The following is a 25646-nucleotide window of genomic DNA, read 5'->3' as shown; positions in this document are numbered from 1 at the left end:
CGAGGGCGGCACTGACCACCTCGATCGGCCGACATGGCAACATATGCCCCATACCCCAGATACGGAGGATGCTGTGAGCCGAAACGAGAACGGCCGGTCTGCACCAGGAGGACGTCCGGTCCCCTCGATCCCCCTGTCCGACGCCGACCTCGGGCCCAAGGGCGAGCCGAGCATCGGCAACCTGGTCAAGGACGCGACCGCGAGCGTGTCGACGCTCGTCCGTTCCGAGGTGGCGCTGGCCAAGTCCGAGCTGGTCGCGGAGGCCAAAAAGGCCGGGGCCGGCACCGGCGCGCTCGCCGTGGCCGGGGTGACCGCACTGTATGCGAGTTTCTTCTTTTTCTTCTTCCTCGCCGAACTACTCAGCGAATGGCTGCCGCGCTGGGCGGCGTTCCTGATCGTGTTCGGATTGCTGGTCGTCATCACCGTCGTGGTCGCCATCGCCGGTTACCTGTTCTTCAAGAAGATCCGCGGACCGAAGAAGACCATCGAGACCGTCAAGGAGATCCCGTCGGTGCTGCCCAAGTCGGGCCCGCCCGTTGCCGATCGGTCCAAGATCGCGGTGCCCGACGACGCCGCCGCGACCGCGTCGGCCACCGCCGAGCACCCACGAATCCCGCCCGCCCGCGAGGGCTGAGCGATGGCCGCGCCCGACCCGTCGAGCGTTCGGCTCCCCGGCGTCTGGCGGCATCTCGACGTCCGCGCGAACGGCCTGCGGTTTCATGCCGTCGAGGTCGACGAGCCGATCGCGGATCGGCCACTGGTGTTGCTGCTGCACGGTTTCGGCGAGTTCTGGTGGAGTTGGCGTCATCAGCTGACCGCATTGACCGAGGCCGGTCATCGGGCCGTGGCGGTCGACCTGCGCGGGTACGGCGACACCGACAAACCGCCTCGTGGCTATGACGGGTGGACGCTGGCCGGTGACACCAACGGTCTCGTCCGCGCACTCGGGCACACCGACGCAACCCTGGTCGGGCACGCCGACGGCGGTTTGGTCTGCTGGGCGACGGCAACCCTGCACCCGCGCGCGGTGTCGCGCATCGCGGTGATCGCGTCACCGCATCCGCGTTCCCTGCGCCACGACGTGTTGCTGCGCGGACCGCAACGCACGGCGTTCCTCCCGAACTTCCTGCGCAATCAGCTCCCACGGTCGGCCGAGGCACGCTTGACCCGCCGCGACGGCGCCTTCATCGCACGGTATTTCGATCAACGCGCGGGCAGCGCCTGGCGCGGCACCGACGACTACGCGCAGACCGTCGGACTCAACCGCTCGGCCATCCAGATTCCCTATGTGGCGCACTCGAGTCTGGAATACCAGCGCTGGGCCTTCCGGTCGCAGTTCCGGCCCGACGGCATCCGGTTCATGCGTCTCATGCACCGCAGACTGCACATCCCGGCGCTGGCGCTGCGCGGCGCCGACGATCCCTACATCACCGACCACGCGATGCGCGAGAGCCACGAGTGGGTGGACCATCTCGACGTCCGGGAGATCCCCGACAGCGGACACTTCGCCCATCAGGAACAGCCGGACGCGGTCAACGCCGCGCTGATCGGCCTGCTGACCTCCTGAGCCAGACCTCACCGAGCGCCGGGATCACCGAGCGCAGGCCTCACCGAGCGCCGCCGATCACCTGCTGCCCGGATCACCCGGGCCGGCGGTGTGGTCGCGATGTCCGTGGGTACGTCGCCGTTCCTTCATCCGCGCCTCGTGGACGTGACGCACCCCGCCGGTCAGTTCCGCGCGCACCCGAGCCTCGGTGTCGGTGAACGCGGCGTGATAGCCGTCGTCGAATTCCTCGACGATCTGGAAGGTCCAGCGACCCTCGATCACGTTGCGGCCCACCATCTCCGTCTCGATCCGATCGGCGAGTTCGGTGTACCCGGCATCGCGCATCTCGTCGACCGCCTCCCCGAGCAGGGCGTCGGCATGCCCGACGAGCTGATGGAAGCCGTACAGATGACCCCGCGCCCGCTCGATGTATTCCAGTGCCTCCGTGACCTTTCCGGCCACCTCGGCGGTGTGGTCGTCGACGGCGCCCGGGTCGGGGGACTCATGTGCATCGCTCATTCGCGCACACACGCCCCGGTCGAGACCCGCCCGTAGCGGCCCTGGGCACGGGCGAGATCCTTCTGCACGAGAGCGGCGGTGAGTACGTAACCGGTCTCGTCGGCGGCGTTCTCCGACGTCGCGAACACCACACCGAGCACCTCGCCGGCCGAATTGAGCATCGGCCCACCGGAATTGCCCTGACGGATCACACCGCGCACCGTGTACACCTCGCGGGTGACCTGACGGTTGCGGTAGATGTTGGCGGTCGGCAGCTGGCGCATGTCGCGTACCCGCACCGCGGTCTTCTGGAACGGTCCGGCCTGCGGATATCCCAGGACGATCGCGTCGTCGCCGGTGGATGCGGTCTTCGAGGCGAATCGCAACGGCCGCGCGTCGATGCCGTCGACCCGCAGGATCGCGACGTCGTTGACGCTGTCGAAGAGCACGACGTCGGCGTCGTAGGAGGTGCCGTCGGACTGCTGGGCCTGCAGCGTCGAGGTCCCGGCGACGACGTGCGCGTTGGTCATGATCAGATCCGGGCCGACGACGAAACCGCTGCCCTCGAGGGCCTGCTGGCAGTTCGGTGCCTCGCCCTCGATCTTGACCACACTCGGCTCGGTCTGCGCGACGACCGGCAGGTCCAGCAGCGCCGGGTCGGGGGGTGCGACCTGGCCGGCGTTGGTGGTGGGGATGACGCCGTCGAGTTTGGAATCCTCGAGCAGTCGGCGGAACTCGTCGACCGGCTTCGCGGCCAGCCACCCGGGCGCCGCATCATCGACCGCGCCGAGCACCTTGGAGCCGTCGACGGCCTTGGTCAGCGCCTGCGAATGCGAACTTGCCAGCAGGGTGCCGATCAGCCACATCGCCACCAGCGCCGCGAGGGCCTGCAGCACCAGTCCGACGCCGCTGTCGATTGCCCGCAGTTCCGGTGACCGGATGCCGCCGCGGGCGGCGTGACCGAGGATCATGCCGGCGATCTCGCCGATCACCACCAGCGCGACGAGCACCCCGACGGCCGCCACCAGCTGCATCGTCGGATCGTCGATCCGGGAGATCACATGCGGCACCAGCAGAATCCCGGCGAAGGCTCCGAGGAGCACACCGAGCACGGCCAGCGCGGAGGCAACCGCGCCCTGCCGGAAACCACTGATCGCGGCGATCAGGGCGACCGCGACGACGATGATGTCGACCCACGTCGAACCGCTCATCGGCCGCCCCGGCCGTCGGCGTCGCGCAGATGGTCGGGGTGCACCGCACGGAAACCCGATTCCTGCCGGCTGCCGGCGCGTCGGATCATCTCGTCGAGCGGACGGACGTCGTCGGTGTCCCAGGCCGGCCCCCACCCGGCGGCGTCGCTGATCGCCGCGATCAGGCCGCCGGTGAAACCCCAGACGAGCAGTCCGTCGACGAAGAACGCGGGACCTTGATAGGCGCGGGCACCGAGGACCGATCGGCGCACCTGGAATCGGTTCTCCGGTGCCAAGAGCTCACGCATGCTGACGCGGGCGACGCGGGCGGTCTCGCCTTCGTCGACGACGCGCACCTCACCGGGTTCGCGCCAGTGGGCGATCACCGGGACGACGTCGAAACCCGACGGCGGGACCGGGAAGCTGGGCAAGGTCGCCAGCACGTCGACCCCCTCGGTCGCTAGGCCGGTTTCCTCGTCGGCCTCCCGCAGCGCGGTGCCGACCGGATAGTCGTCACCGGGGTCGTAGCCGCCGCCGGGGAAGGCGACCTGCCCGCTGTGTTGACGCAGGGTCGACGCGCGCTCGGTGAGCAGCACCTCGGCGTCGGCGGGCAGCCCACCGGGATAGTCGGGGTCGGCGTCGAAGGACCCCGAGAACAACACCAGCACCGCGGCCGCGCGCCGGTTCCGGTTGACCATCGCCGCCCATCGGGTGCGGTCACCGCCACGATTGAGCACGATCTCGGTCACCGAGCCGACGTCGTCGGTGAGCCGGTGCATCCACGACGGAATCCGTTCACGCGCCACCAGCGGGCCGATGTGGGGTTCGGGGTTCGGCGTCGGATCACTCGTGCTCACGTGGTGACCCCGGTCGCCATGCGGACCTGGTCGGCGATCTGCTGTGGATTCTCGAAGACCATCGGCGCGACCTTCGCGACGGAACCGTCGGCGCGCACGATGATCGTCGACGGGAACACGCGGGGAGCCCGTAGCGCGGCCGCGACCTGTCCGTCGGTGTCGAGGACGACGGGCAGATGCACCCCGAGCTCGGAGAGGAACCGCAGCACCAGGTACGGACTACCCGCGCCCTCGCGTGCGTGAACGGTCAGCACCGTCACCGCCGACCCGGCCCGCTCGGCGTAGTCGGCGAGCACGGGAAGCTCCGCGCGGCACGGCTGACACCACACCGCCCACATGTTGATGACCAGAGGTTTACCGACGGTCCCGGCGCCGAGGTCGTAGCTCGCCCCGGTCGACAGACACGGTGCCCGTACCCCGGCCAGCACCGCGGCCCCGGTCGGCGCGGGCCCGCCGACCTGCGGACACGGTGCGATCGCGGCGTCGGCGCGGGCCTGGGCCAACTGCGCGTCGTCGACCTGCACGTCGGTGGCCGAGGCGGCACCCGACGGACGGATCTGCTGGGCGTCATCGTCCGTCGACGAATCGCGCGGCCAGATCGCGACGACGAGGGCGATTACCACGACGAAGAACACGAGCGTCCATCGCGCGGCCGGGGGGAAACGAGAGCCCCGCCGGCGATCCGGCGGGGTCGGCTTCTCCACGGGCGGCAGATTGTCGGTGGTCACGACGTGATCCCCGCCAACGCCAGCAGGTGATCGGTCTCGGGCCCCTTCACCAGGGCCGCGGCGGCCGTCTTGTCCATCGGCCCGGTACCCGCCGAGGGGCAGTCCTTGGCCAGGATGCACACCCCGCACGCCGGCTTGCGCGCATGGCAGACGCGTCGGCCGTGGAAGATCACCCGGTGGGACAGATCGGTCCAGTCCTTGCGCTCGATGAGTTCGCCGACGGCATGCTCGACCTTGACCGGATCGGTCTCCTCGGTCCACTCCCAACGCCGGACCAGACGACCGAAGTGGGTGTCGACGGTGATTCCGGGAACCCCGAACGCGTTGCCCAACACCACATTTGCGGTCTTTCGGCCGAATCCGGGCAGCGTCACCAGCTCGGGCAGGGTGTGGGGCACCTCGCCGTCGAAGCGCTCCACGAGCGCCTGACCGAGCCCGATGAGCGAGTTGGTCTTGTTCCGGTAGAAGCCGGTGGGGCGGATCAATTCCTCGAGTTCGGTGCGGTCGGCCTGCGCATAGTCCAGTGCGGTGCGGTAGCGGGCGAACACCGCCGGGGTGGTCTGGTTCACGCGGACGTCGGTGCATTGCGCCGACAAGATGGTGGCCACCGACAGTTCCAGCGGAGTGGTGAAATCGAGCTCGCAATAGACGTGCGGGAAAGCCACCTTCAGCGTGCGATTCATCCGGCGGGCACGACGAACCAACCCGAGGTGGGTTTCGGCCTTCTTGGTGCCCGAACCCCTCCCCGACCTCGGCTGGGTTGTCGATGCAGCCTTCGGCTGGGCTTTCGATGCAGCCGGCTTGCGCGCGCTCACCCGACCAGGTTAGCGATGCGCGGCGGCGTGGGGCGCGGTGCGGCGCCCGACATTGCTGATGTCGACCAGCGGCGCGCTTTGGTCACAACTGGGTTACCGCGGCCGTTCTGGTTGGGAGTCGTGAGCCCGATTGTGTTTACTTGTGGCCATGCAAGGACTTGCCGTACTGCTGTTCCCGGCCGTACTGATGCTCTTCGCCCTCGGCATGGAGAAGGTCCAGTCCTGGACGGATCGCGTCACCGTGAACCGTGACAACGTTGAGGAATTCCTGTCGGCTGCCGATCCCGAGGATGTCGACACCCTGGCCCGCGAGGGCATGCCGGCCGCGTTGGACGAACTGCGCAATCGCCGGGCCGGCTGACCCGCCGCCACACCCCTGCTACTCCACCCGGCTCGTCGCGCCGGCATGCACCGCCGCGCGGGATCGCCGACGTCCGGTGTTCGCCGAGAGCAGACACGCCACCCATTACAACGCCGGTGACCCATTCAACACATATGCTGGGGGCGAGAGTAGCGTTGCAGCGGGTGTGCCAGTGGAGCACACCCGGGATTCATGAGTGAGAAGGGACTCCTTGGTGGAGGAAGTACTGGCGCGGGCAGGCATTTTTCAGGGTGTCGAGCCCTCTGCCGTAGCGGCACTGACCAAGCAGCTTCAGCCTGTCGACTTTCCGCGGGGACATGTCATCTTCCACGAGGGCGAACCCGGTGATCGGCTGTACATCATCCTGTCCGGCAAGGTGAAGGTAGGCCGTCGGTCTCCCGACGGTCGCGAGAACCTGCTGACGATCATGGGACCGTCGGACATGTTCGGCGAGCTGTCGATCTTCGATCCCGGTCCGCGCACCAGCTCGGCAACCACGGTGACCGAGGTCCGCGCGGTCTCGATGGACCGGGATGCGCTGCGCGCCTGGATCAAGGACCGCCCGGAGATCGCCGAGCAGCTCCTGCGCGTGTTGGCCCGACGTCTGCGTCGCACCAACAACAACCTCGCCGACCTGATCTTCACCGACGTGCCCGGACGTGTGGCCAAGCAGCTCCTGCAGCTGGCCCAGCGCTTCGGCACCCAGGAAGGCGGCTCGCTGCGCGTCACCCATGACCTCACGCAGGAAGAGATCGCCCAGCTCGTCGGGGCCTCGCGCGAGACCGTGAACAAGGCGCTCGCCGACTTCGCCCAGCGCGGATGGCTGCGCCTGGAGGGCAAGAGCGTGCTGATCGCCGACTCCGAGCGACTCGCCCGCCGCGCCCGCTGACCTGAGCTCGACGTTCTTCCCCCACTTTCTCGTTCTTCCCCCGACAATTTCCCGGGGACGAACGAAAGAGTGGGGGAAGAACTGTTTTCGGCCCTCGGCCGGCCGTCACAGTTGACGCAGATACTCCAGCTGCGCCTTCACCGACATCCGCGCCGCGGGCCACAACTTCTTGTCGACGTCGGCATAGACCTTGCGGACCACCTTCATCGGCTTCGCCTTCTTCGCCGACACCCCCATCTCGTCGAGCGCGGCCTGGATCTGATCGATCCGTTCCTCACGGTGCGCCTTGTAGAAGCGCGCGACGGGTTCGAGCGTCGGATGATCGGGACCGTGCGCCGGCAGCAGCGCGGCCTCGGCACCGTCCACGATCAACCGGTTCAGCGAGCCCATGTAGTCGAGCAGACTGCCGTCGGACGGATCGATGACGGTGGTCCCGCTACCCAGGATCGTGTCACCGGTGAGGATGGCGCGCTGCCCCTCGTGCTCGACGAGATAGCTGACGGAGTCGCCGGTGTGGCCGGGCGTGAACAACACCGTGATGCGCAGACCTGCGACGTCGATGACCTCGCGATCACGCAGGGGTGCGGCGTCGCGGCAGTGCGACCGCAGGCGGGCACGGGTCGGCGCACCGGTCCGCTTGGCCAGCGCGTCGATGGCGCCGGTGTGATCGAAGTGCCGGTGGGTGATCAGGGTCAGCGCGATACCCGGTTGCGCCGCAACCCTTTTCACGTGCTTCTTGTGGCGGGGCGGGCCCGGGTCGACGACGACGCATTCCGTGCTGCCCGGCGCCCGCAGAATCCACGTGTTGGTGCCGTCGAGTTCCATCACACCGGGGTTGTCGCACAACAACACCGACGCGAACGGCGTCACCTCGCGCAGTACTCCGTAGGCGGGATGCACCGGGTCGGCGTCGGCAACAGCGTCGTCGGGGACCTCGCTGTCCCGAGGGCGGTCGTCAGGGGCGGTCATGGGGCCAGGGTAATGCCGCGCCGACACCGCGGGTGAGTCAGGCTCATCCGGCGATCAGATCGTAGGACAGCTTGGCCACCATGACGACCACGACGACGAGCAGCACCCACCGCACGAACCTGCTGCCCCGGCCCAGCGCCATGTGCGCGCCGACCTGCGCCCCCACGACATTGCCCACCGCCAGCGCCAATCCGAGCAACCACAACACGTGTCCCTGCGCGGCGAACACCGCGAGCGCCCCGAGATTGGTTCCGGTGTTGATCACCTTCGCCGTCGCCGAACTCTGCACGAAATCGGTACCCACCAACGCGGTCAGCGTGATGATCAGGAAGGTTCCGGTACCCGGACCCATGAGCCCGTCGTAGAAGGCCACGACGATCCCCGCGATCGCCAGCCCGCACACCACCGACCTGCGGGACCGCGTCCGCGAGACACCCGATCCGAACCCAGGATTGAGCGCGACGAACAACCCCACGGCCACCAGCATCACCAGGACGATCGGCGTGAAGACGTCGGTGGGCAACCGACTCGCCACGAACGCTCCCGCGCCCGAACAGACTGCGGCACAGACGAATACCGGCGCCAGACGACGCGCCCGCAGCGGCACGGTGCGCGAATAACGCCACGCCGCGGACGCGGTCCCGACGACCGCGGCCAGCTTGTTGGTCGCCAGCGCCGACGCCGGAACGATCCCGGGCGCACCGATCAGCAGAGCCGGGATGAGGATCAGACCACCCCCACCGACCACCGCGTCGACCCAGCCCGCGGCCACCGCGGCGACGATCAGCGCCGCGACGACCTCAGCACTCAAGCGTCAGCGACCTCGACCACGAGTTCGACCTCCACCGGCGCCCCCAACGGCAACTCGGTGACACCGACCGCGGAGCGGGCATGCACGCCTGCGTCCCCGAAGATCTCGCCGAGCAGGTCCGAGGCGCCGTTGAGGACACCGGGCTGCCCGGTGAAGCCCGGTGCCGACGCGACGAAACCGGTCACCTTGACCACGCGCACAATCGAATCCAGTCCAACGAGTCCGTTGATCGCGGCCAACGCATTGATGGTGCACTGCCGTGCGGCCGCCGTCGCCTCATCGGGTTTGACGACACCCTCCGCGCCGGTGCAGACCTTGCCGTGAATCGACAGTTCACCGTTGACGAAGGGCAACTGCCCCGAGGTGTAGACCAGGTTCCCCGACCGGACCGCCGGTACGTAATTGGCGACCGGGGTGGGGGCCGTCGGCAGCTCGATACCCAGCTCGTCGAGTCGCTGTGTCCAAGTGCCCATTGCCTCAGCCCTTCGGCCGCTTGAGGTAGGCGACGTGCTGCTCTCCGGTGGGGCCGGGCAGCACGCTGACCAGCTCCCAGCCGTCGGCGCCCCACTGATCGAGAATCTGTTTGGTGGCGTGGGTCAGCAGCGGAACCGTCACGTATTCCCAAGCGGTGACATCACTCATGACCCCAAGCCTAGGGCATCGAGGTGGCGTGCCCGCAGGCACGATCGGGCGAACAGACCTCACCGGAGTGACCCTGGACGACGACTGAGTCGATATGGTGAATCCGTGGTGTACGACACGCCCGGGGGCGACCAGACATCCAGCGGTCGGCAGAGCCGACCCCGACCTGACGGGGTCGCAGCGATTCTCGACGACGAGGAGGCGGTGACCGCACCGAACATCTGGCCGGACTCGGCCGCCAAAGCACGTCTGCACTTCGTCTCGGGTAAGGGCGGCACCGGCAAGACCACCGTCGCCGGCGCGCTCTCGCTGGCCCTCGCTGCCGCGGGAAAGCGCGTCCTACTCGTCGAATGCGAGGGGCGCCAAGGCATCGCGCAACTCTTCGACCTGCCGCCGCTACCGCCGACCGACACCCGCATCGCCACCGCCGAGGGCGGCGGCGAGGTGTGGGCGCTGGCCCTCGACATCGAGCATGCGCTGCTGGAATACCTCGACATGTTCTACAACCTGGGCTTCGCCGGCCGGGCGATGAAGCGGATCGGTGCGATCGACTTCGTCACCACGGTCGCCCCGGGGCTGCGCGACGTCCTGATCACCGGAAAGATCAAGGAACGCATCATCGCGACCAACAAGAAGGGCGTGCGGCTCTACGACGCCGTCGTCGTCGACTCCCCGCCCACCGGCCGGATCGGCAGCTTCCTCGACGTCACCAAGGCGATGGCGGACCTCGCCAAAACCGGCCCGATCCGCAACCAGAGCGAGGGGGTGGCACGGTTGCTGCACTCGGAGGAGACCGCGATCCACCTCGTCACCCTCCTCGAAGCGATGCCGATCACCGAGACCATCGAGGCCGTCGACGAGTTGCGCGGCAAGAACCTCCGAGTCGGCAGCCTGATCATCAACCGGGTGAACCCGATGCATCTGCCGTCCGATGAGATCGACGACATCGCCGAGGGCAACGTCGACGCACAGCGGGTCGCGTCCGGGCTCGCCGACGCCGGCATCGAGGCGAGCGAAGCCGATTTCGCCGGGTTGCTCACCGAGACGATCGAACACGCCTCGCGGCTGCAGGCGCAGCAGGTGGCCAAGGCTCAACTCGACGAGGTGGAGGTCCCGACGCTGGAACTACCCACCCTCGGCGACGGGATGGATCTCGGCGGCCTCTACGAACTGGCCAATCTGCTACAGAAAGCGGGTGCCTGATGCCCCTCGACCTGAAGATGGGCTCGGTGCTCGCCGACCCGGAGACCCGCGTGGTCATCTGCTGCGGCGCCGGCGGCGTCGGCAAGACCACGACCGCCGCGGCGATGGCCCTGCACGCCGCCGAACACGGCCGCACCGTCGCGGTGCTCACGATCGACCCGGCCAAACGGCTCGCGCAGTCGTTGGGCATGAGCGAGCTGACCAACGATCCCCAACCGGTGGCCATCGACGGCACCGGATCGCTCGACGCAATGATGCTCGATATGCGCCGCACCTTCGACGAGATGGTGCAGGAGTACTCCACACCCGACCGCGCCGCGGCCATCATGGAGAACTCCTTCTACCAGACTGTCGCCGAATCCTTCTCCGGCACACAGGAATACATGGCGATGGAGAAGCTCGGCAAGCTGCTGGAGACCAACCGGTGGGACCTGATCATCGTCGACACCCCACCGTCACGCAACGCCCTGGACTTCCTCGACGCACCGCAGCGCCTCGGGTCGTTCCTGTCTGGCCGGCTGATGAAGGTGCTCGTCGGCGGCGGCCGCGGCGTCGGCCGCATGGTCACCGGCGCGATGAGCCTGGCGATGCGCGGGGTCTCCACCATCATCGGCGGCGAGATGCTGCGCGACGTCGCGACGTTCGTGCAGTCACTCGACTCGATGTTCGGCGGCTTCCAGGACCGCGCGCTCAAGACCTACGAACTGCTCAAACAGCCCGGTACCCGCTTCGCGGTGGTCGCCGCGGCCGAGCCCGACGCCCTGCGCGAGGCGGCCTTCTTCGTCGATCGCCTCTCCGAGGAGTCGATGCCGCTGGCCGGGCTCATCCTCAATCGCACCCATCCCAATCTCACCGGCATCCCCGAAGAGGTCGCGCGGGTGGCCGTCGACAAGGCCGACGACGACCTCACGCGCGGCGTGCTGCTGGTGCACGCGGAGCGGGCCGCGACGGCCAAACGTGAGGTGCACCTGCTGGGACGGTTCACCTCTGCGCATCCGACGGTGCCGATCGTCGGAGTCCCGTCCTTGCCGTTCGAGGTGGCCGACCGCGTCGCCCTGCGCGCGGTCGCCGAGCAGATCACCGGTCGGGGCTGACCTCGATCCGCCTGGGACGCCGATGGATCGCCACCGCGTACTGACGATCCTGGTGGATCGCATCGCGATCGAGGACGGACAGATTCGCCCACCCGTGATCGGGGAGGTCATCGAATTCCCCCTGCGGTTCTGGGAGTACTCGACGAGCGAGACCGGGACCGATCAGCACGACGCGATGACCATCCGTGCCCGGCTCGAACCCTCCGGCCGGCCACCGCGGCGTTTCGGTCTCGCCGACGACTCCGAAGCCACCGATCATGCGGGGCGACAAGACCTCTGGTGGAGTGGACTCCTGCGCGGCGACGGCTGGACCGCGTCATGGGACGGACAACGGCCACGGACCGGACAGGTCGAACTGACCGGCACCTTTCACGGCGTCATGGGGATCGACGCCGCGGGATCGGTACGCGGGCGCGTGACCCGAGTGCAGGTCGTTTCACACTCGTGGCAGCGGGTTCCGCCGCCACGCCGATGGAGCCTGACTCCGGGGCGCCGGCCCACCTATCGTGAGGTCGACCGCGCGCCGCGATTCTTCACCGACGACCGGTTCGACGCCGACTGCCCGTCACCGACGGACGTCGACGCCGGCGCGCTGATCGATATCGACCTCGACGACGTCGGACCGTATCCACTGCGTCCGCCGGCCGTCATCGCCGAGGTCTCCGCTGCCGGCGACGACCTGTGGGCGCTGGATGCGGTTCTGCCGCTGGTATTTCGGATCGACTCCGAACGTCGGGCAAGCGAGTACCTGTTTCCCGGCCCGGTGCGATACGGGCGGTCGGTGTGGGCGACGCCCACCGGATGCTGGATCGGCGGTCCCGACGGTACCCACCGCCTGACGCCGGGAGAGCCTGCACGGACCGTCGACGACACCCCGGTCGTCGCGGGAGCCGTTGTGGGCGAACACTATCTGGCCTGCGGTGGCGCGGGTCGGTGGAGCATCCTCGGTCCGGGCGGGGAATCACGCAGTGTCGAGGGCCCCACCGCCGTGGTCACCGCGGCGATCGCCGACGGCGATACGTTCGTCGTCCTGCTGCATTCACCGAGCCCGCACACCGACGGCGTGGTGCTGGTGCGCGTCGGCCTCGACGGCGCGATGCATGTGGGCGATCCGGTGATCCTCGACGACCACCACGACCGACCCTCGCTGCTCACCTCCCCACTCGGGATCGCCTGTTACGACAGGTTCGTCACCCTGGCACCGACTCTCGAAGCGACTGACACACAGCATGTTCCACGGCAATTCTTCGACGCCGGAACCGTCGGCGACGGGCTGTGGACCCTCGGTCACCCGCCCGACGGAACGGCGCGGTCGGGGTGGTGGCCACTACCCGGACCCACCGAGTACGACCACGGCCGCGGCCGGTTCTGGTTGCTCACCGTCCTCGACCGGGACGGTCTCACGCCGATACTCAGCGCCCCGGTGCTCTCGTCCACCGTGTCGGTCACACGCACCGACGACGGGACGCTCTGGGTGGCGGCCGGCGGGGTGCTGCAGATCCTGCGGCCGGGGACCATGCAGTGGCCGGAGCCGGTCGATCTCGGCCTGCGGTGAATGGTGCGTCCCGAACGGCCCTGTCCCCAACGATGCTGTCCCCCGAACGGACCACACACCCCCGGACACGACATCACCGGCGGGACACTCCCGCCGGTGATGTGAGTTTGTGGGTCCGGGTCAGCCCGCGACGCGCTGACGGCGACGCTGCGCCTCGAAGAACGCCGACCACGAGGTGACCTCGGGGTGCTGGCGCAACAGCGCCCGACGCTGGCGTTCGGTCATGCCGCCCCACACTCCGAATTCGACGCGGTTGTCGAGAGCGTCGGCGCCGCACTGCAACTGCACCGGGCAGTGCCGACAGATCGTGGCAGCCTTGCGCTGCGCTGCACCCCGCACGAACAGGTCATCCGGGTTCTCTCCGCGGCACCGCGCCTGCGACACCCAGGTCAACCGCGCCTCGTCTGCCGATACTGCCGCTGTTGCCATCGTTATCGCCCCTGTCTGTCGTTGTCTGCGACGACCACGTCACCGCACTGCGACTGCAACCCGCTTGCTCACCTGGACAATTGATCGAGTTTGATATCTCTAACACTCTGCCGCATCGGCTGTTAAGTGAGTCACATTCTGCCCTCAATCTAGGGATCTGTGCATGCCACCGCAACCCCTGAGGCCGAAAAACTGGCACAACCGTGCAGACTCTCAACGAAACACCTGGTCATCGCCACCGACCCCGCCGGTGCCATGCGCGGCGACGCGGGCTGCGAGGGTGTTGAGGAAATCACACGTATTCTGTCGGGGTGCCGATCTCGAAGAAGCTTGGGCCGCTCGCTGCCGCTTGCGTGCTGGCCGGCGTGCTCGTCGCCGGACTCCTGTATCCGGTCGCCAGCGGGGTGGGACTGGTGTCCAACAGAGCCGCTTCGGCAGTCGAGAATGTCTCGTCGGAATTGCTCAACGGCACCCTTCCCCAGGTCTCGACGATGACCGACGCGGCGGGCAACCCGATCGCGCTGTTGTTCGACCAGTACCGCTACGAGGTCGGCTACAACGACATCTCGCCCGACATGGTCGCCGCGATCATCTCCATCGAGGACCGCCGTTTCCTCGAGCACGACGGCGTCGACTGGAAGGGCACCATCCGCGCCGCGCTGAAGAACTCGTCCTCGGGTGAGGTCCAGCAGGGCGCGTCGACGCTGGATCAGCAGTACATCAAGAACTATCAACTCCTCGTGCTCGCGCGGACCGAGGCCGATCGGGAGGCAGCCACCGAGACCACCCCGGCACGCAAGCTGCGTGAGGTCCGGATGGCGCTGACGATGGAGCAGTCGCTCACCGAGCAGGCCAAACGCAAGGGCCTCTCCGACGCCGCGGCCAAGCAGGAGGCCAAGAAGCAGATCGTCACGCGGTATCTCAACGTGGTGCCGTTCGGCAACAACGCCTACGGCATCGAGGCCGCGTCGCAGGTGTACTTCAACAAGCACGCCAAGGACCTCACCGTCGAGCAGGCCGCACTGCTCGCGGGCATGGTGCAGTCGAGCAGCGCGCTCAACCCGTACACCAATCCGCAGGCTGCGCTGGCACGACGCAACACCGTGCTCGACACGATGATCCAGAACTTCCCCAACCGCCGCGACGAGCTGACCGCGGCCAAGGCCAAGCCGCTCGGGGTGGTCCCCAATCCCAACATCCCCACCCAGGGGTGCATCGGCGCCGGCAACAACGGATTCTTCTGCGACTACGCGCTGCAGTTCCTCGCCGCCAACGGCATCTCCCGCGACTCGGTGATGCGCAGCGGATACATCATCAAGACCACCCTCGACCCCGACGTGCAGCGTTCGGTCGAGCGCGCGGTGCAGACCCAGGCCGATCCGCACGCCGACGGCGTCGCGAGCGTGATGAGCGCGATCCGGCCGGGCACCACCGCCCATCCCGTGCTGGCGATGGCGTCGAGCCGCGACTACGGGCTCAATCAGAATGCCGACCAAACCGTGCAGCCGCAGCCGTTCTCGCTGGTCGGTGACGGTGCGGGCTCGGTGTTCAAGGTGTTCACGACGGCCGCGGCGATGGAGCAGGGCCTCGGCACCGGCTCCAACATCCCGGTCCCGTCGACACTGGCCGTGCAGGGCATGGGCAGCAGCGGCGGCTCCAACGGGTGTCCTGCCGACAGCTACTGCGTCAAGAACGACGGCCGCTATCCGGCGTCGATGTCGGTCTCCCAGGCGCTGGCCCAGTCACCGAACACCGCCTTCGTCAAGCTGTTGCAGCAGACCGGGGTGAAGCCGACCGTCGACATGGCCGTGCGCCTGGGTCTGCGCTCCTACAACACGCCGGGCACATCCGGTGACGGCGACAAGTCGATCGCCCAGTACGTCAAGGACGGCAACTTCGGTTCGTTCACCCTCGGCCCCTTCCCGGTCAACGGACTCGAGCTGTCAAATGTGGCGGCCACCCTGTCCTCGGGCGGGGTGTGGTGCCCGCCCAACCCGATCGGCTCGATCAGCACCATCAAGCGCGACGAGAACAGCAACGCGGTGCCCGGCCCCGACGGCGCACCGGTACTGACCACGGTGCCGTTCAACGCACCGGGATGTGACCGCGTCGTCGAGCAGGGTCTGGCCAACACTCTGGCCAATGCGATGAGCTTCGACGACCGAGGCGGTGGCACCTCGGCGGCGGCCGCCGGCTCGACCGGCTGGAACCTGCCGGTGTCGGCGAAGACCGGCACCACCGAGGCGCACCGCTCGGCGGCGTTCCTCGGCTTCACCAACAACATCGCCGGGTCGGTCTACGTCTACAGCGACGGTCCCAACCCGGAGGGCATCTGCACCAGCCCGCTGCGGTCCTGCTACGACGGCAACCTCTACGGCGGATACGAGCCGGCACGCACCTGGTATTCGGCGGTCCTGCCGGTCGCGAACAAGTTCGGTCCGACGAGCCTGCCACCGCAGGATCCGCAGTACGTGTCCGGCAACAGTCGCGGACGGGTCCCCGACGTCACCGGTCTGACCGCGAGCGACGCGACCGCCCGGCTGCAGGCTGCCGGCTTCAAGGTCACCCAGCTCGAGATCGACTCCCCGCGCCCGCAGGGCACCGTGGTGTTCACCGCCCCGTCGGACTCGGCGTTGCCGGGGAGCACGATCACGATCTACGTGAGCAACGGACGTCAGTCCGCGGGCGGCAGCAACGGTCCGACCCAGACGACGGTGCAGGTACCCGGCGTCGGGCCGGTGGTGATCGATCTGCCCGGCTGAGGTCGAGTCGCCGGACGGGTTGTCCGTCACGACTCTGACGCGTGCCCTCGGGCGGCGCGTATCCTGAGGAAATGTCCATCCTCGATTCTTCGACCCGGTCCTGGCGCGTGGACGGCCTTCTCCCCACGTCGACGGCAGCACGGACGCTTGCCGTCGGTGCGGGGGCTGCCGCTGCCGGACTGCTCTACTCGACGCTGATCGAGCGCAACGCATTCACCTTGCGTCACACCACGATGGCGGTGCTCGAACCCGGCGCCACCCCGTTGCGGGTCCTGCACATCAGCGACCTGCACATGATGCCCAACCAGCGACTCAAGCAGGCCTGGGTGTCCGAACTCGAAGCGCTCGAACCGGACCTGGTGATCAATACCGGCGACAACCTGGCGCATCCACAAGCGGTGCCCGCGGTGATCCAGTCCCTCGGCGGATTGCTTTCGCGCCCCGGCCTTTTCGTGTTCGGGTCGAACGACTACTTCGGTCCGACACCGAAGAATCCGTTCAAATACTTCAAAACCGAACACAAGCGCACGCACGGCGATCCCCTGCCGTGGCAGGATCTGCGGGCCGCGTTCGTCGAGCGTGGCTGGCTCGACGCCACGCACTCGGTGCGCGAACTCGAGGTCGGCGGGGTGCGGGTGGTCGCGGCAGGTGTCGACGACCCGCACATCGAACGCGACCGCTACGACACCATCGCCGGACGGCCCAATCCGCTCGCCCAGCTGCGTCTGGGTCTGACGCATTCACCCGAACCACGGGTCCTCGACCGCTTCGCCGAAGACGGATACGACCTCGTGCTCGCCGGGCACACCCACGGCGGCCAGCTGTGTCTGCCGCTCGTCGGTGCGCTCGTCACCAACTGCCACCTCGATCGCTCCCGGGTCAAGGGCGCCTCGGCTTGGGGGTCGACGATGAAGCTGCACGTCAGCGCAGGTCTGGGTACCTCGCCGTATGTTCCGGCACGGTTCTGCTGCCGGCCCGAGGCCAGTCTGCTCACCCTCACCCCGGTCTCTCACGGCGACGCCGAATTCGACGAGGACCACTCGCTGCCGCAGTTGGCCACCGACGCGCGCTGACGCGATGCCGGCAATGTCGACGCCTCCTCGCGTCCTGGCATTCGACACCTTCGGGACGGTCACCGACTGGCTCGGCGGTATCAGCGCCGCAGTGGCGCGTTCCGTGCCCGGGGTCGATGCGGTCGAGTTCGCGCGGCAGTGGCGAGCCCGCTACTCTCCCGCCATCGCTCGCGTCGAGGCCGGTGAGACCGGCTGGCGCGGACTCGACGACCTGCAGGCCGACACCCTGACCGAGGTCGCCGCACAGTTCGGCGTCGCGATCGGCGCCGACCGTGCCGCCCACCTCGTGCACGCCTGGCGCGAGATCCCCGGGTGGCCGGACTCGGCGCGCGGCCTGGCTCGTCTGCGACGTCGATTCACGGTGTGCGCGTTGAGTAATGGGAGCGTCGCATTGCTCACCGAGATGGCCAAACGCAACGGCTTCGGCTGGGATTTCATCGGCGGCTCGGATCTGTGGCATCACTACAAGCCGGCGCCGCAGACCTATCTCGGGCTGGCCGGACTGATGGAAGCGCGGCCCCACGAGGTGATGATGGTCGCGACCCACCAATCCGATCTCGACGCCGCCCGCTCCCACGGGTTACGGTCGGCCTTCATCGAGCGTCCCCTCGAGTGGGGTGACCCTGCGCTCAAAGACGATTCGGGCTCGCCGGACAATGAACTTCACGCCCGAGACCTCGACGACCTGGCCGATCAGCTGGGGTGCTGAGGGGTGCACGCGCGTTTCATCCTTTTCGGGTGATGTGACCGGCGCCGTTCGCATGTGACGATCACGACGCAGTCACTCCCGAAAGGCTCGTGATGACGTCACCCGATTCTCACCATCACCCGGTCCGCCAGGGGTTCGCCGGCGGAGCCACGATCGGCGCCGCCGCACTCCTGCTCGTCGTCGGCATCATCGGTCTCGCCGAGGGCATTTCGGCCGTCGTCAAGGACGAGTTGTTCGTCGTCGGCCCGCAGTACGTCTACCAGCTCAACCTGACCACGTGGGGCTGGATCCACATCATCCTCGGCATCATCGCAATCCTCATCGCCTTCGGCATGTTCGTCGGCGCGACCTGGGCCCGCGTGAGCGCGGTGATCATCGCGTCGCTGTCGATCATCGCCAATTTCCTCTGGATTCCCTACTTCCCGTGGTGGTCGATCCTCATCATCGCCGTCGACCTCGTCGTGATCTGGGCGGTCTGCACCTGGCAGACCGACTGAGGGCATAGCACGGCGTCAATCCCCGAACGTCCCATGTCGTCCCGCGCCCTGCGCGAATCGTGTTGCCCCGGTGACGGTATCGGCCTGGATCGACTGCAGGCCGTGCAGGTATTCGTTGTGGATGCCGTCGGGTTCGGCCATGCCTTCCTGCTCGAGCGCCGAGAGCCGGTCGTGGCGAAGGCAGGTCTGCGGGAACGCGGCGAGTTCATGCGCCAGTTCCACCGCCCGCTCCAGGGACGTCCCGGACGGCACGAGCCGATTCACCAGCCCCATGTCGAAAGCTTCACGCGCCGGCACCGCGCGGCCGGTGAGAATGAGGTCCATCGCCCGACTCGACCCGATGAGATGCGGCAACCGGACGGTGCCGCCGTCGATGAGCGGCACTCCCCAGCGTCGGCAGAACACGCCGAGCACCGCGTCGTCGTCGGCGACCCGTAGATCGGCCCAGATCGCCAGTTCCAATCCGCCCGCGACCGCGTGTCCGGAGATGGCGGCGATCACCGGCTTGCCCAGTCGCAGTCGCGTCGGTCCCATCGGCCCGTCTCCGTCGGCCTCCACCCGATTACGGGTGCTGTCGTCCGCGATGGCCTTGAGATCGGCTCCCGCGCAGAAGGTTCCGCCCTCCCCGTAGAGCACGGCCACCGACGCGCCCTCGTCGGCGTCGAAACGACGGAACGCGTCGGCGAGCGCCTGCGCGGTCGGCCCGTCGACGGCGTTGCGCCGCTCGGGTCTGTTGAGGCCGAGAATCCGCACCGGCCCGTCGGAACGTTCGAGGATCGTCTGAGTGCTCACCACTCCGATCATGCCCCCACGACCGCTGAGATGATTCGATCCGCCCGTGAGCGGGTACCCGAGGCCCATGGCCAACTATCGAGTGATCAATCCCAAGGGTTCCGTCGTCGCCACCCGCGACATCGACAACGCCGACGACGCGCACGCCTGGTTCATCGACCAGAAAGCCGACAACACCGAGCTCGGCTGGCGCATGGAGGTCGAGCACGACGGCGACTGGGCGTTCTTCGACGATTCCGAGGGTGCCGGCAACGGGTGAGGTGATGGGCGCGGCATCACGGCACGTCAGCAAAACGAGGAGGCCCTGACCAGGATTTCTCCTGGCCAGGGCCTCTTCTGCAATCTCAACCTTGCGTCGGGGTGGCGGGATTCGAACCCACGACCTCTTCGTCCCGAACGAAGCGCGCTACCAAGCTGCGCCACACCCCGTGTGCAACCTGCGATAGCTTACCCCCGATGATGCCCGGGTACTAAATCGCCTGGTAGACCGCCAAAACGGGGGCTGCGGCCCCCCGTGGGCGCCCACTGGGCGAAAGCGACGAACAGGCGCCGGAAATCCGATTACGCTGATTCACGAATCGTGCAATAACGACGGAAGGGATGGCTGTGATGAGCCAGGGGTTCGACGACGAGGCCGCCGAGTCGGCCGTCAAACAGGGTTTCGCCTTCGGGCTCACGATCGTCGCGGCGGCTCTGCTGTTCGTCGCCGGCGTGATCTCGGTCTTCGTCGGGATCTCGGCACTCAACAAGGACACATTGCTCGTCCTCGGCCAGGATTACGTCTTCGAGTTGAATCTGACAGCCTGGGGCTGGATTCACATCGTCATCGGCGTGTTGGCGGTCATCATCGCGGGTGGGCTGGCCATCGGCGCCGACTGGGCGCGGGTGGCGGCGATCATCATCGCCGCGCTGTCGATCATCACCCAGTTCCTGTGGCTGCCGCACTACCCCGCATGGTCGATCCTCATCATCGCGCTCGACGTCATCCTGATCTGGGCGGTGTGCTCGTGGAACCCGCGCCAGGTGACGCACGGTCGCACAGCCGGGCGCTGAGCCGACGCGGGACCGGACGCAGGGCGGGCAGTTCCCCACCCATCCGGGACCGGGGTCGGCGGCGAATCACCGCTCGTCCGGTACCGACGACCGAAGGGATTCCCGACCATGCCGCTCCTGCGCATGCCACACACTCGCAGAACCGTCCGCCTCCTCGTACCGCTCCTGGCCGTCCTCGGGGCCGTGGTGGCGTTGGTCGCCACCCCCGCGACCGCCGAAGCCGCGCCGGTCAAGCCGGTCACCAAGCTCGACGTCACGCGATATCTCGGCACGTGGTGGCAGCAGGCGACCATCCCGTCGTTCTTCGGTGTGCGCTGCGCGAAGGACACCAACGCCACCTACACCCAGATCAACGCGACGACCATCGGCGTTGACAACAAGTGCACCTCGTTCACCGGTCAGCCCGACGGCATCAAGGGCAAGGCGACCGTCCTCGATCCGACCACGAACGCGCAGTTGGCCGTGAGCTTCCCGGGGATTCCGAACACCATCAACACCGGGAACTTCCCCAATTACATCGTCACCTGGGTCGGTGACGCCGACGGCAACTCCGCGACCGGTCCGAAGGCAGCAAAGAGCAACGAGCCCTACCAGTATGCGATCGTCGGTGATCCGACCCGTCTCTCCGGATTCGTCCTCAGTCGCCAGAAAGTGCTGACCACCGCACAGCTGCGGATGCTGGAACGGCGCACCGCGGAGGCCGGATTCAACACGTGCACCTTCCTGATCTCTCCCACGACCGGTGGCCGATCGGATTATTCGCCGCTCTGCACCGTCTGACACCGAACGTCCCGCATACCGTCTCCACCCCCGCACGCCGCCCCGTCCGGATTGTCTTCCGGTCGGGGCGGTGTGCGGAGACGTAGCCTTGTCGGGTGACCCCGACCACCGGTGACCCGGCCCGATCCGGTCGCGTCGAGCGACTCCTCGCCGACACCTACCGCATCGCCGACGAGGTCCTCTACCCCGCGGCCGGCGACGTCGACCACAGCAGCATCGTTCCCGACTCCCACTGGCGCGAGCTCGCCGACGCCGGGCTCTATGGACTGGTCACCGGCGATCCGCCACTCGAACTCACCACCGTTCTGGAGATCGGGGAGGTGCTCGCGAGTGGATGCCTACCCACCGCGTTCACCTGGCTGCAGCATCACGGGGTGGTGATCTCGTTGTCGGGCACCGACAACGACACGCTGCGGGATCGGTATCTCGATGCGACCGTCGCCGGCCGCGTCCGGGCGGGAGTGGCCTACGCCGGTGTCGTCCCGACCCCGCCCCGGATGACGGCCGCACGCACCGAGGGCGGCTGGATTCTCGACGGGTACGCACCGTTCGTCAGCGGCTGGGGCATCGTGCACATCCTGCAGATCTCGGCCCGGGATGTACAGACCGACGACGTGATCGCGGCGATCGTCGATGTCACCCAACCGGTTCCGGGGATCGCGGTGACCCCGACCCACCTGTCGGTGTGCAACGCCACGCGGACGGTGTTCCTGAGAGTGGAGGGAGTGCGGGTCGACGACGCCGACATCGTCTCTCGCGTCAGCCTCGAGCAATTCTTCGCCACCCAGATCACCGGCCTACGCATCAACGGCATCCTTCCGTTCGGCATCCTGCGTCGTGCCACGGCCCTGCTCGAACGCGGCAGCGAGGTGAAAGCCGCTCGGACACTTCGAGAACGGGCCGGCGAGGTCCGCGCGCGCCTCGACAATGCGCTCGGCGCCGGTGACCCCGGGCCGATGATCGACGCGCGCGCCGACGCCGCCCGTCTCGCCGTCGACGCCGCCTCCGCGCTGGTCTCCGCCGACGGTGGCCGCGCCCTGCTGTCCGGCAACGACGCGCAACGTCTGGCCCGCGAATCCATGTTCACCCTCGTCGCAGCCAGTCGCCCGCAAGTGAAAGATCTTCTGGTGCAGCAGTTCAGCGGGAGCTGATCAGCTCACCGCGCAGAGCCGTAGTCCCGCAGGAACAATGCCTCGGCCAGCGCCATGTGCTCGATCTCGGACGGGTCGACGCTCTCGTTGGGCGCATGGATCAGGCAGCGCGGTTCCTCGACCCCGAAGAGCATGATCTCGGCGTCGGGAAAGGTGTTCTGCAGCACGGTACACAGCGGGATCGATCCACCCTGCCCCTGCTGCACGACCTCGGCTCCGTAGGCGGTGCTCAACGAACGCGAAATCGCCTCGAACGCAGGCCCATCGGTCGAACCCGAAAACGGCGCCCCGATCGCCTCACGCTCGACCGACACCCGCACATGCCACGGCGCGACGGCGTGCAGGTGGGCGATCAGCGCATCCTGGGCGGCCGCCGGATCCATGCCGGGTGGCACACGCAGGTTGATGCGCGCACGGGCCCGCGGGACGACCGACGCCGACGAGCCGACCACCGGCGGGCAGTCGATACCCAGCACGGTCGCCGCCGGGCGGGCCCACACCATCTCCGCGATCGATCCCGACCCGAGCACCCCGACCCCGTCGAGAACCGTTGCGTCCTTACGGAACTGGCTCTCTCGGTAATCGATGCCCGTCCACACCTGATCGGAGTCGAGCCCGGTGACGGTGGTGTTGCCCGCATCGTCACGCAGCGTGGCCAGCATGGCGATCAGGGCGGCGAGCGCATCCGGCGCCGCACCTCCGAACATTCCGGAATGCATTGCCGAGGAGAGCGTTTCGACGCTGACGACGACGTTGGCGATCCCGCGCAGACTCGTCGTCAGAGTGGGGCGACCCACTTCGATGTTGCCGGAATCGAGGATGAGGATCGCGTCGGCGCGCAACAGCTCGGGGTTCTTGGGAACGAAATCCTCGATGCCGCCGGAGCCCTGCTCCTCGGACCCCTCACCGATGATCTTGACGTTGACGCCGAGGTCGTCGCCGATCGCCCGCAGAGCAGTCAGGTGCACGGCGATGTTGCCCTTGCAGTCGGCCGCACCGCGGCCGTACCAGCGGCCGTCGCGTTCGGTCAGCGTCCACGCCGGTGAGTCCCACGCATCGGCATCGAGGGGCGGCTGCACATCGTGGTGGAAGTACAGCAGTACCGTCGGTGCGTCAGCCGGTCCGGGGATGTGTCCGGTCACCGCCTGCGATCCGTCGGCGGTGACGTGCGCCGCGACGTCGGACACGCCGGCCTCGGTGAAGGTCTCCTGCAGCCAGTCGACCATCCGAGCGCAGTCGGCGGGCGCGGGCGCGGCGGGGTCGTATACCGATTCGAAGGCCACCATCTCCGTGAGATCCGTGTGTGCCCTTCCCATCAGGTCGTGCACACGGTCTGCAAGCGCATCGTCGGTCACGTCGGTTCCTCTCGTCGTCGGCCGCCTCGACGCCACGCGCATGCCCGCGCGGCGAGGTCGTGTCCCCAAGTTAACCCTTCTGGTCGGCACCGACCGATCGGCGCAGCGACGACTGGGCACCACTCACCTGAGCGAGTTGCAGACCGCGCCAAAGACGTACACGGGACGCTGCCGCGAAGTCATCGGCCGCACAATCGGGAAACCACTACGCTGTGGTAACGGAACGAAGGCGACGCATCACTGTGAGCTCGTCCTGCCACATTCAGACCGAGATCGGTATGAATGTCTCAACCGGTGCCCAGCGGTCGTTCGATACAGCGCAATCTGCACCAGCGGAGCGAACCACACGCTGCCTCTCGATGAGGAGTACACTAAGTGACAGCCGGAGTCTCATATCTGACGGATTTCCGTTAACGCTTCCGGCGTCGCAAGGGCCGCTGTCGCTGTGGCCAGTCAGGTGAACTTCAATGATCACCACGTCTCGTATTCTCAATACTGCTCCACGCAGCCGCCTCTATGGGCACATGCGTGACTATCACAGGGCGCGTCCAGGACATTCCTCCCGCCCGGAAAGAATCGTCTCGGGCATCCAGGAAGAAGACTCCCGGGCAGTCACGGGCGATCTACTGGCCGAGTGGGACATCCTGTTCCACCCAGAGACCAGCCCGGCTACCACTGCCCAAAGTGCAATCGGCGACGTCCTGGCCCGACGGACAGTCCGTCGGGCGCGCCACTCTCGGACATCCATCCTCGATGGGGATTCCCACCCCGTCATTCTGCTGGCCACCGACGTCCCCGTGACCGAAGCCGCCCAGGTATGGCGACGAGTGATGCTCACCGCGGAACGTGGTGGAACGCTTTCAGACGTCCTGTTCCAAGCGGACTCCGCACGCCGATGACAGCACGCGCCGATCTACCGCCCATCACGCGAAAACTCAACGCCGACCTCATCGCTACCCAACGCCGCAACTCAGTGGACGCCGAAACTGCCACCGCCCTCAGGAGCCTGAGCGCGATCGTCCTCTGCGCGGTCGCCGAACTGGAAAACGATCTGATCATCACTGCGGCGGCATCCCATACACAGCCAGGAACGAGTCGCCATGATTGATAGAGTCTCACCAAGAGCGCCCAAATGCCGGTACGCAAAGCCATCGTCGGCAATGCGTACAGCACACACGGCGGCATCATCATGATTGTTATCGTCGGGGCGATCATTCTCCTCGCTGCTGTTATCGTGATTATCGCCAGCGTCGCAACCAATAGCGGCACCACACATACGTTGGCCCCCGACAGTTTCTCTGTTCTCGGCTACCACATCACCGGCTCAACTGGAACCTTGCTGCTCTACGGAGTCGTACTCGGAGCCATCGCAATGCTCGGGATCGCAACGATCCTGGTCGGGGCCCGACGATCGTCTCGACGCGGCCACGCTGCACGCCGCGACCTCAAACACTCCAGGCAAGAAGCCAAGAAGCTCAGCCACGCCCGTGACGATATGGTGACAGACCACACCATCGACCCACCCACACGCAGCCGCGAAGGGCGCCCTTCGTGACCTTGGCAAAGGACAGACCATGGCCACAGTCACCACTCGGTCTGACAAGGAATATATCGATCGACACTCCAAAGACCGGAGAATTCACACACTCCGACCCTCAGCCATGACGCTCACTTCCGAACGCGCATCCGATTACTCGGACGGAACAACGGAGACGTGGTGGGCCACCAGACGGAGCGAGTATCGCGGCATGGAAATCGCAACAACGGTCAAGACCATACAGCGAGCCGATAGCGAACTCACCAACCAAGACGTCGCCCTACTCATCAGCGACCACACCACCCCACGGACAATAAATATCCCAGTGTCAATTCTTGAACATGTGATTG

General features: G+C 67.3%; 30 protein-coding genes and 1 tRNA gene. 18 read left to right on the top strand and 13 right to left on the bottom strand.

Going from position 1 to position 25646, the window contains the following annotated elements; translation table 11 throughout:
* Positions 1-73 precede the first annotated feature (73 nt).
* Together J6U32_RS06260 and J6U32_RS06255 are read left to right on the top strand one after the other, a co-directional pair.
* Positions 74-634, top strand: a complete 561-nt coding sequence (locus J6U32_RS06260; protein WP_208794011.1) for a phage holin family protein — start codon at positions 74-76, stop codon at positions 632-634.
* Positions 635-637: 3 nt separating this feature from the next.
* Positions 638-1567 carry an alpha/beta fold hydrolase gene (locus J6U32_RS06255; RefSeq protein ID WP_208794010.1) on the top strand — a complete coding sequence of 310 codons (930 nt, stop codon included), beginning with the start codon at positions 638-640 and terminating at the stop codon, positions 1565-1567.
* Between the two features lie 57 nt (positions 1568-1624).
* Here the strand turns inward: J6U32_RS06255 and J6U32_RS06250 are convergent, their stop codons facing one another.
* The 5 genes from J6U32_RS06250 to nth are packed head-to-tail and all read right to left on the bottom strand — an operon-like array spanning position 1625 to position 5634.
* Positions 1625-2065, bottom strand: a complete 441-nt coding sequence (locus J6U32_RS06250) for a hypothetical protein (protein WP_208794009.1) — start codon at positions 2063-2065, stop codon at positions 1625-1627.
* A complete protein-coding gene (locus J6U32_RS06245) occupies positions 2062-3255 on the bottom strand; it encodes a MarP family serine protease (RefSeq protein ID WP_208794008.1) in 1194 nt (397 codons plus the stop codon). The genes J6U32_RS06250 and J6U32_RS06245 overlap by 4 nt, the downstream gene beginning before the upstream one ends.
* Complete coding sequence (locus J6U32_RS06240; protein WP_208794007.1) at positions 3252-4091, bottom strand: NUDIX hydrolase; 840 nt, start codon at positions 4089-4091, stop codon at positions 3252-3254. The genes J6U32_RS06245 and J6U32_RS06240 overlap by 4 nt, the downstream gene beginning before the upstream one ends.
* The gene (locus J6U32_RS06235) at positions 4088-4819 is read right to left on the bottom strand and encodes a TlpA disulfide reductase family protein (RefSeq protein ID WP_208794006.1); all 732 of its coding nucleotides are present in this window, start codon (positions 4817-4819) and stop codon (positions 4088-4090) included. Before J6U32_RS06235 ends, J6U32_RS06240 begins: the two co-directional genes overlap by 4 nt.
* Entirely contained in the window at positions 4816-5634 is an 819-nt protein-coding gene (nth, locus tag J6U32_RS06230; RefSeq protein WP_208794005.1) for an endonuclease III, read from the bottom strand. The genes J6U32_RS06235 and nth overlap by 4 nt, the downstream gene beginning before the upstream one ends.
* Positions 5635-5782: 148 nt before the next feature.
* On the opposite strand from nth, the gene J6U32_RS06225 reads away from it, so the two are divergent.
* On the top strand, positions 5783-5995 hold the full coding sequence (locus J6U32_RS06225; RefSeq protein WP_208794004.1) for a hypothetical protein: 213 nt from the start codon (positions 5783-5785) through the stop codon (positions 5993-5995).
* A 214-nt stretch (positions 5996-6209) separates the two neighbouring features.
* The gene (locus J6U32_RS06220) at positions 6210-6884 is read left to right on the top strand and encodes a Crp/Fnr family transcriptional regulator (RefSeq protein WP_006373149.1); all 675 of its coding nucleotides are present in this window, start codon (positions 6210-6212) and stop codon (positions 6882-6884) included.
* Positions 6885-6989: 105 nt separating this feature from the next.
* Here the strand turns inward: J6U32_RS06220 and J6U32_RS06215 are convergent, their stop codons facing one another.
* Genes J6U32_RS06215 through J6U32_RS06200 form a run of 4 tightly spaced genes read right to left on the bottom strand, consistent with a single transcriptional unit; the run spans position 6990 to position 9306 of the window.
* Positions 6990-7853, bottom strand: a complete 864-nt coding sequence (locus J6U32_RS06215; RefSeq protein ID WP_208794003.1) for an MBL fold metallo-hydrolase — start codon at positions 7851-7853, stop codon at positions 6990-6992.
* Positions 7854-7896: 43 nt separating this feature from the next.
* Entirely contained in the window at positions 7897-8664 is a 768-nt protein-coding gene (locus J6U32_RS06210) for a TSUP family transporter (RefSeq protein WP_208794002.1), read from the bottom strand.
* Positions 8661-9137, bottom strand: coding sequence for a RidA family protein (locus J6U32_RS06205; protein WP_208794001.1), 477 nt, complete (start codon positions 9135-9137; stop codon positions 8661-8663). Before J6U32_RS06205 ends, J6U32_RS06210 begins: the two co-directional genes overlap by 4 nt.
* Positions 9138-9141: 4 nt before the next feature.
* Positions 9142-9306 carry a DUF4177 domain-containing protein gene (locus J6U32_RS06200; protein ID WP_006373145.1) on the bottom strand — a complete coding sequence of 55 codons (165 nt, stop codon included), beginning with the start codon at positions 9304-9306 and terminating at the stop codon, positions 9142-9144.
* A 183-nt stretch (positions 9307-9489) separates the two neighbouring features.
* Here J6U32_RS06200 and J6U32_RS06195 point away from each other — a divergent pair, with 183 nt between their 5' ends.
* The 3 genes from J6U32_RS06195 to J6U32_RS06185 are packed head-to-tail and all read left to right on the top strand — an operon-like array spanning position 9490 to position 13158.
* A complete protein-coding gene (locus J6U32_RS06195; protein ID WP_244332889.1) occupies positions 9490-10509 on the top strand; it encodes an ArsA-related P-loop ATPase in 1020 nt (339 codons plus the stop codon).
* Positions 10509-11603: an ArsA family ATPase gene (locus J6U32_RS06190; RefSeq protein WP_208794000.1), complete on the top strand. Its 1095-nt coding sequence runs from the start codon at positions 10509-10511 to the stop codon at positions 11601-11603. The genes J6U32_RS06195 and J6U32_RS06190 overlap by 1 nt, the downstream gene beginning before the upstream one ends.
* A 22-nt stretch (positions 11604-11625) precedes the next feature.
* On the top strand, positions 11626-13158 hold the full coding sequence (locus J6U32_RS06185) for a hypothetical protein (protein WP_208793999.1): 1533 nt from the start codon (positions 11626-11628) through the stop codon (positions 13156-13158).
* 120 nt (positions 13159-13278) lie between these two features.
* On the opposite strand, the gene J6U32_RS06180 is transcribed toward J6U32_RS06185, so the two are convergent.
* The gene (locus J6U32_RS06180) at positions 13279-13587 is read right to left on the bottom strand and encodes a WhiB family transcriptional regulator (RefSeq protein ID WP_006373141.1); all 309 of its coding nucleotides are present in this window, start codon (positions 13585-13587) and stop codon (positions 13279-13281) included.
* A gap of 311 nt (positions 13588-13898) precedes the next feature.
* Here J6U32_RS06180 and J6U32_RS06175 point away from each other — a divergent pair, with 311 nt between their 5' ends.
* The 4 genes from J6U32_RS06175 (at position 13899) to J6U32_RS06160 (ending at position 18628) form a co-directional block, all read left to right on the top strand.
* Positions 13899-16349, top strand: a complete 2451-nt coding sequence (locus tag J6U32_RS06175) for a penicillin-binding protein (RefSeq protein WP_006373140.1) — start codon at positions 13899-13901, stop codon at positions 16347-16349.
* Positions 16350-16420: 71 nt separating this feature from the next.
* Complete coding sequence (locus tag J6U32_RS06170; protein ID WP_208793998.1) at positions 16421-17422, top strand: metallophosphoesterase; 1002 nt, start codon at positions 16421-16423, stop codon at positions 17420-17422.
* Between the two features lie 13 nt (positions 17423-17435).
* The gene (locus J6U32_RS06165; protein WP_208793997.1) at positions 17436-18131 is read left to right on the top strand and encodes a haloacid dehalogenase type II; all 696 of its coding nucleotides are present in this window, start codon (positions 17436-17438) and stop codon (positions 18129-18131) included.
* Between the two features lie 92 nt (positions 18132-18223).
* Positions 18224-18628, top strand: a complete 405-nt coding sequence (locus J6U32_RS06160; protein WP_006373136.1) for a DUF7144 family membrane protein — start codon at positions 18224-18226, stop codon at positions 18626-18628.
* A 15-nt stretch (positions 18629-18643) separates the two neighbouring features.
* Here the strand turns inward: J6U32_RS06160 and J6U32_RS06155 are convergent, their stop codons facing one another.
* Positions 18644-19432 (bottom strand): crotonase/enoyl-CoA hydratase family protein, encoded by a 789-nt coding sequence (locus J6U32_RS06155; RefSeq protein ID WP_208793996.1) that lies wholly within the window; start codon positions 19430-19432, stop codon positions 18644-18646.
* Positions 19433-19487: 55 nt separating this feature from the next.
* On the opposite strand from J6U32_RS06155, the gene J6U32_RS06150 reads away from it, so the two are divergent.
* Positions 19488-19679 (top strand): hypothetical protein, encoded by a 192-nt coding sequence (locus J6U32_RS06150; RefSeq protein WP_006373134.1) that lies wholly within the window; start codon positions 19488-19490, stop codon positions 19677-19679.
* Between the two features lie 96 nt (positions 19680-19775).
* Here J6U32_RS06150 and J6U32_RS06145 read toward each other — a convergent pair.
* Positions 19776-19849: transfer RNA gene (locus tag J6U32_RS06145), tRNA-Pro, on the bottom strand.
* Positions 19850-20029: 180 nt separating this feature from the next.
* Here J6U32_RS06145 and J6U32_RS06140 point away from each other — a divergent pair.
* The 3 genes from J6U32_RS06140 (at position 20030) to J6U32_RS06130 (ending at position 22404) form a co-directional block, all read left to right on the top strand.
* Entirely contained in the window at positions 20030-20473 is a 444-nt protein-coding gene (locus J6U32_RS06140) for a DUF7144 family membrane protein (RefSeq protein WP_035734934.1), read from the top strand.
* 108 nt (positions 20474-20581) lie between these two features.
* Positions 20582-21253, top strand: coding sequence for a lipocalin family protein (locus J6U32_RS06135; RefSeq protein WP_208793995.1), 672 nt, complete (start codon positions 20582-20584; stop codon positions 21251-21253).
* Positions 21254-21348: 95 nt separating this feature from the next.
* The gene (locus J6U32_RS06130; protein WP_208793994.1) at positions 21349-22404 is read left to right on the top strand and encodes an acyl-CoA dehydrogenase family protein; all 1056 of its coding nucleotides are present in this window, start codon (positions 21349-21351) and stop codon (positions 22402-22404) included.
* A 5-nt stretch (positions 22405-22409) separates the two neighbouring features.
* Here the strand turns inward: J6U32_RS06130 and J6U32_RS06125 are convergent, their stop codons facing one another.
* A complete protein-coding gene (locus J6U32_RS06125; RefSeq protein ID WP_208793993.1) occupies positions 22410-23759 on the bottom strand; it encodes a dipeptidase in 1350 nt (449 codons plus the stop codon).
* Positions 23760-24226: 467 nt separating this feature from the next.
* On the opposite strand from J6U32_RS06125, the gene J6U32_RS27815 reads away from it, so the two are divergent.
* Genes J6U32_RS27815 through J6U32_RS06115 form a run of 3 tightly spaced genes read left to right on the top strand, consistent with a single transcriptional unit; the run spans position 24227 to position 25314 of the window.
* Complete coding sequence (locus tag J6U32_RS27815) at positions 24227-24658, top strand: hypothetical protein (RefSeq protein ID WP_006373129.1); 432 nt, start codon at positions 24227-24229, stop codon at positions 24656-24658.
* Positions 24655-24867, top strand: a complete 213-nt coding sequence (locus J6U32_RS06120) for a hypothetical protein (RefSeq protein ID WP_133092138.1) — start codon at positions 24655-24657, stop codon at positions 24865-24867. The genes J6U32_RS27815 and J6U32_RS06120 overlap by 4 nt, the downstream gene beginning before the upstream one ends.
* Positions 24868-24891: 24 nt before the next feature.
* On the top strand, positions 24892-25314 hold the full coding sequence (locus J6U32_RS06115; RefSeq protein WP_006373128.1) for a hypothetical protein: 423 nt from the start codon (positions 24892-24894) through the stop codon (positions 25312-25314).
* The last annotated feature ends 332 nt before the right edge of the window (positions 25315-25646 follow it).

The sequence above is a fragment of the Gordonia polyisoprenivorans genome (assembly GCF_017654315.1).
In the GTDB taxonomy this organism is placed as follows: domain Bacteria; phylum Actinomycetota; class Actinomycetes; order Mycobacteriales; family Mycobacteriaceae; genus Gordonia; species Gordonia polyisoprenivorans_A.
The sequence above is the reverse complement of the archived record's forward strand: the minus strand, read 5'-3'. Positions and strand labels throughout refer to the sequence as shown.